Source organism: Enterobacter cloacae complex sp. GF14B (assembly GCF_004136805.1).
Lineage (GTDB): Bacteria > Pseudomonadota > Gammaproteobacteria > Enterobacterales > Enterobacteriaceae > Enterobacter > Enterobacter hormaechei_C.
On sequence record NZ_QFRV01000142.1, the window covers coordinates 1 to 4938 of the forward strand.

Sequence of the window (4938 nt, forward strand, 5' to 3'; positions counted from 1 at the left end):
GATATCAGCGAGCTGGCGCTGGCCTACCTGCGCGAGGGGCTTACCGTCTCCCGCGCCGAAGGGGCGAAGCTGGACGATGCGGTGGCGGAGGAGATCCTGGCGAACTTTCAGCGCGCGCCTGAGGACCTCGGCACGTCGATTCTCGCTGACCGTCAGGCGGATCGCCCGATGGAGTGGGATATCCGTAACGGCGTCATCCAGCGCTACGGCCGCAAACACGGTATTGCGGTGCCCATCAGCGACGTAGTGGTGCCGCTGCTGGCGGCGGGGAGCGAGGGGCCGGGTTAACGGCCGCTGTTTTTCCTTTCGGCAAAGTAATGGGCGGTCGTGCTGCCCATCGCTTTTCTAAACAAGGTGATAAACGCATTCATACCTGAGAGTGGAGGCGGGCCGATAGAGAGGAAGGGAGATGAATATGAGTGTCCGCTCTGTGCCAGGAGCGGAAGTAGCCAACATTGATATCTGTGTAAATTTAAAGGGAATTGGTCAGTCAATCTGTTATTTCATCCTTGTTTCTTTTAGATCATGTAGTAAATTATAGATAGTTATTCATTATAAAGAGAGTGTTAGCGTGTCTATCCTTCATCCAACATTGGAAAACATACTCCGTTTAAAGGTTGCACCCACTCCCGGTGAGCTTCACTTGTTAAATCACCTTACGGATAACTTGGATGATAGCTACGAAATTTTCTTTAATCCATTTATTGATGGGGATCGCCCTGATTTTATCATTCTTAAAAAAAACACGGCAATTTTCATTATTGAAGTGAAGGACTATAACCTAGTTAATTATAGTGTGGATGCTTTTAATAAATGGCAAGTTAGTTCTGAGAAAGGGGTGTCGAAGATTTCATCACCTCAATCACAAGCTTTCAGGTATAAGTCAAATTTATATAATCTACATTTACCAGTATTAGGTCTGTCTTATCTTAAAAATCGCAATTTTTTTAACATTGCTCAGCCGTTTGTTTACTTACATAAAGGTAATAAAGCCAATATAGATTCGTTATATTCCCACGCACAGAGTGAATTGATGGCGCGATCTAGGTATATTGATGCACAATACAGGAATAAAGAAATTTCCTTAGAGCAATACAATCAACAGGCAGACAAAATCTCGCGGCTAAAAAGAAAGTTAACTAGAGATAAGTCCATGGCTTACGGCGCGGATCGAATAAAAGAACTCGTTAATAAAATTAAAAGCTTTAAGCCACATGCCCTGTTCGACGATCGTGTGTATGACGATTTTAAAAGACGCTTGATGCCAAGCGACCATACATTAAAACAGGGAAAAAAAATTTTCTTAGATAAGCGTCAGAGTAAGTTGGCAATAAGCGTGTCTGGAAAACAAAAGATTAAGGGTGTAGCAGGCTGTGGCAAAACTACTATCATTGCAAATCGAGCGGTAAATGCTTTTCATCGGCATGATGATATTGTATTGATTCTGACTTTCAATATTACACTAAAAAACCTCATTAAAGACCGAATCAGCGATGTTCTTGGTTATCGAGACGATCAACATTTCGCAGTGACAAATTATCATCAGTTTTTCATGTCTCAATTGATTGAGACAGAACAGGATGTCAGTGAATTAATTGAAAAATATGGATTTAATGAATTATTTAACCGTGATTTATTCAGCGATTTTTCTGTTAGTAAGTATCGGACAATTTTGATTGATGAAGTTCAAGACTTTGAAAATGAATGGGTAAAAATTATTCGTGACAACTTCCTCCATCACGAGGGTGAAATGGTCCTGTTTGGTGACGAATCACAAAATATTTATGAGAGAGATAGCAAAAGAGCGGCCGTCATCGCGCAGGGATTTGGTGAGTGGAAGAAATTAAGTCGTTCCTATCGTACAAGTAGTGACTCGCCTTTGAATCGAATTTTTAAAGATTATCAATTGAAGTATCTGGTCGAAAAACATGCAGATATAGATTTATTTGAAGAACAAAATATCCAGTCAGGAATGAATTTTGATATTATCAAATATCACTTCTTTCCATCCGATTGGGAAAATAAATGCTTTGAAAAAATTCAAAGCTACATCAGAAATTATAGTTTCAATCCAAATGATATTGTTATTCTGTCGTCTAATATTTTTCTTGTTCGTCGATTAAATGAAAGATTCAATGAATTTGAAAATACCACTTGTATGTTTGAAACATATGAAGAACTAATTGAACTCCTACCAAAAGGAAAGAAGCATTACGATATCAATCGATTAAAATTGCTTACAAAAGAGGAGTTGCGTGATTTTATTAAGCGACATACTGGTATTAAATCTGATATTGAGCGGGTAAGGAGGACAAAGAAAAACCATTTTTATCCGAATAGCGGATTGATCAAACTATCCACGATACATAGTTATAAAGGTCTGGAGTCTAAAACCGTATTTTATATTATGGATGACAAGGATACTCCTGAGGTTATCTATACATCTATCACGCGATCTATTGAGAACCTCATTATCTTGGATAAAAGTAGTGAGGGGAAATATAAAAATTTTTTCAGCGAAATCAATGCGAATTGAAAAGGATTCTATACAGATCAGCTGTAAACAGCCCGCTTAACCGAACCATTCACTTTTAGAGATCTTCCGGCAAACCAACTTCCGTTTCTCGCTCTTAACGGACATTCAACAAACAAAGCTATTCTTTTAGTAAGGCCAAAGTCCTGCTTTTTACCCAGCAGAACCCCGGCCTCCCATCACCCGCCTCAGTGCGTCGTTATATAAGGCTCTTTTACAAACTCCGCCAGCAGCCAGACCATATCATGCAACAGCCCGGTAAGTTCTTTCGCCACGCTCGCAGGCAACGTCCCGCCCATTATCGCCAGCGTTAACGCCACGGCATAATCCACCTGTAGCGCCGTTTCTTGCCAGCATTCCGGCACGCAGGAGGCGATCTTTTCCCCCGCAATGAGCCGTTCAACCAAATACGGCGGAAGTTCTGAGTCACAACTCTTGCGCAGCCGCTTCAGCGTAGCCAGCATTCGCTCGCATAGCGTGGCAAATGTCACCGCATCGTCCGTTTCCACCAGTACGCTTACGTACGCCGCACAGGTGTCAGCCAGTTCAAAGAGATCCGCAGACTCAGGCAGTTGCAGGTGGAGAAGGTGATGAAGAGCGCTTTCTTCAGTAAGCGCGTAAGAAAATCCAGGGATAGTAGCCATAAGGCATCCTCTTTATGCAAAAAATGTTAACCGCCCGATGAGTTCCTACGCTCAGAGGGGGTAGCGCTGACGGAGGTAGGAATACCGTGCATAAAGAAAAACGGCCAGCCTTTCGACTGCTCCGTCAGCGCCACCGTGATTCTAACGGGATATGCGCTGTCGCGACAAAAAATATCGCTTTATGCTAACGGGTTCCTACGCCCGGTTACGGATGTGCCGCAACGCAGGCACTTTACGACCGCGGAGAAGGGATGAAAAGGGATGCCCCTGAATTACATAAGGTTGCTTAAAAGTTTGCGAGGCGGCTTCCAAAGGGCATTGCCGGGTGGCGGCTGCGCCTTACCCGGCCTACAAAACCGCCAACAAGCCAACCAACCCGCGACACGAACCGTAGGCCCGCGCAAGCGCAGCGCCGCCGGGCACAGCCACACCGTAGCTACCCCTCGCTCATCATCGCCAGAAACCGCTTCACCGTCCGCGAACGCTCAAATCGCCGCCAGCAGAGTGCGATATCGGTATAAAGCTCTGGCGAGCGCAGCGCATGGTAGGTGACATTCGGCGGAGAAATAGCGGCCATGGATTTCGGCACCAGCGCGAACCCGCCGCCCGCGGAGACCATGCTCAGGGAAGAGGAAAGTTGTGAAGATTGCAGCGTGTGTTGCATATCGATCCCGGCCCGCTCGCAGCTGCCGTAAACGCGGTCATACAGCCCCGGCGCGACCTCCTGGGGAAACAGCACCACCGGCGTATCCCGCAGCTCCTCCAGCGCCAGATCGCCACACGCCGCCAGGGGATGATCGCGATGCAGCGCCACCATCATCGGCTCCCGGTCGAGGATTTTTAGCTCGAACACCTTACTGCTCTCGCACGGCAGGCGCACAAAGGCGATATCCAGCTCACCCTCCGCCAGCATCGTCGTCAGCGACGACATATTGGCTTCCACCTGGTGAACCTGCACCGCCATGTTCTGTACCTGAAACTGGCGAATCAGGGCGAAGATTTTGGGATGAAAAGCATCTGAACTGGTGATGCCAATCGACAGGCTGCCGTTCAGCCCGCGCGCGATGCCCCGGGCTTTCTCCAGCGCGGCGTCGCTCAGCGCCAGGATCTTACAGGCGTCCTCATAGAAGGCTTCTCCCGCCTCGGTCAGCTCCACGCCCCGCGTCAGGCGCCTGAACAGCGGCGTGCCCACTTCCTCTTCGAGCCGTTTGATCTGCTGACTCAGAGGAGGCTGTGAAATACCCAGCGCTTTGGCCGCCCTGGTGAAGTGTCGCTCGCGTGCTACCGCGACAAAATAGCGCAGATAACGAAGTTCCATATCAAAAACGTCTCAAACCAGCATGGATTCTATATTGGAACTCTCTGCTGAATCGGGTCAACATTTATTTAACCTTTATAAATAAAGTTGAAGAGGACGGGCATGATGATGCATTCATCTGCATGCGACTGTGAGGCGAGTTTATGCGAGACCCTGCGTGGGTTCTCGGCTCAGCATCCTGACAGCGTGATCTATCAGACATCGTTAATGAGCGCCCTGCTAAGCGGCGTCTACGAAGGGGAGACGACCATCGCCGACCTGCTGGCACACGGTGATTTTGGTCTCGGTACCTTTAACGAGCTGGACGGTGAAATGATTGCCTTCAGCAGCCAGGTGTACCAGCTGCGCGCCGACGGCAGCGCCCGCGCCGCGAAGCCGGAGCAAAAAACGCCGTTCGCGGTGATGACCTGGTTCCAGCCGCAGTACCGCAAAACCTTCGACGG

At 47.7% G+C, this 4938-nt stretch carries 6 protein-coding genes and 1 pseudogene; 3 read left to right on the forward strand and 4 right to left on the reverse strand.

The features are described 5' to 3' along the window. A partial coding sequence (locus DD606_RS23620) for a ketopantoate reductase C-terminal domain-containing protein (RefSeq protein ID WP_306768322.1) occupies positions 1–288 on the forward strand: 288 nt, incomplete at its 5' end. Here the strand turns inward: DD606_RS23620 and DD606_RS26545 are convergent. After that, positions 285–371 (reverse strand): annotated as a pseudogene (locus DD606_RS26545) (AraC family transcriptional regulator); the annotation flags it as partial. The gene DD606_RS23620 and the pseudogene DD606_RS26545 sit on opposite strands and share 4 nt — an antisense overlap. Positions 372–571: 200 nt before the next feature. Here DD606_RS26545 and DD606_RS23630 point away from each other — a divergent pair. After that, positions 572–2536 (forward strand): nuclease-related domain-containing DEAD/DEAH box helicase, encoded by a 1965-nt coding sequence (locus tag DD606_RS23630; protein ID WP_058656592.1) that lies wholly within the window; start codon positions 572–574, stop codon positions 2534–2536. 185 nt (positions 2537–2721) lie between these two features. Here DD606_RS23630 and DD606_RS23635 read toward each other — a convergent pair whose 3' ends face one another. The 3 genes from DD606_RS23635 to DD606_RS23645 form a co-directional block, all read right to left on the reverse strand. Further along, positions 2722–3177, reverse strand: a complete 456-nt coding sequence (locus tag DD606_RS23635; RefSeq protein WP_058656593.1) for a hypothetical protein — start codon at positions 3175–3177, stop codon at positions 2722–2724. 26 nt (positions 3178–3203) lie between these two features. Next, positions 3204–3311, reverse strand: a complete 108-nt coding sequence (locus DD606_RS26695) for an ash family protein (RefSeq protein WP_157843337.1) — start codon at positions 3309–3311, stop codon at positions 3204–3206. A gap of 302 nt (positions 3312–3613) precedes the next feature. After that, the gene (locus DD606_RS23645) at positions 3614–4495 is read right to left on the reverse strand and encodes a LysR family transcriptional regulator (protein ID WP_058659370.1); all 882 of its coding nucleotides are present in this window, start codon (positions 4493–4495) and stop codon (positions 3614–3616) included. Between the two features lie 105 nt (positions 4496–4600). Between DD606_RS23645 and DD606_RS23650 the strand changes: the two genes are divergently transcribed. After that, a partial coding sequence (locus tag DD606_RS23650) for an acetolactate decarboxylase (RefSeq protein ID WP_139158346.1) occupies positions 4601–4938 on the forward strand: 338 nt, incomplete at its 3' end.

What these genes read in the sequence shown, in the direction of transcription:
- DD606_RS23645 (WP_058659370.1), bottom strand. Translation starts at nt 4,495, where the DNA reads ATGGAACTTCGTTATCTGCGCTATTTTGTCGCGGTAGCACGCGAGCGA.
- DD606_RS23635 (WP_058656593.1), bottom strand. Translation starts at nt 3,177, where the DNA reads ATGGCTACTATCCCTGGATTTTCTTACGCGCTTACTGAAGAAAGCGCT.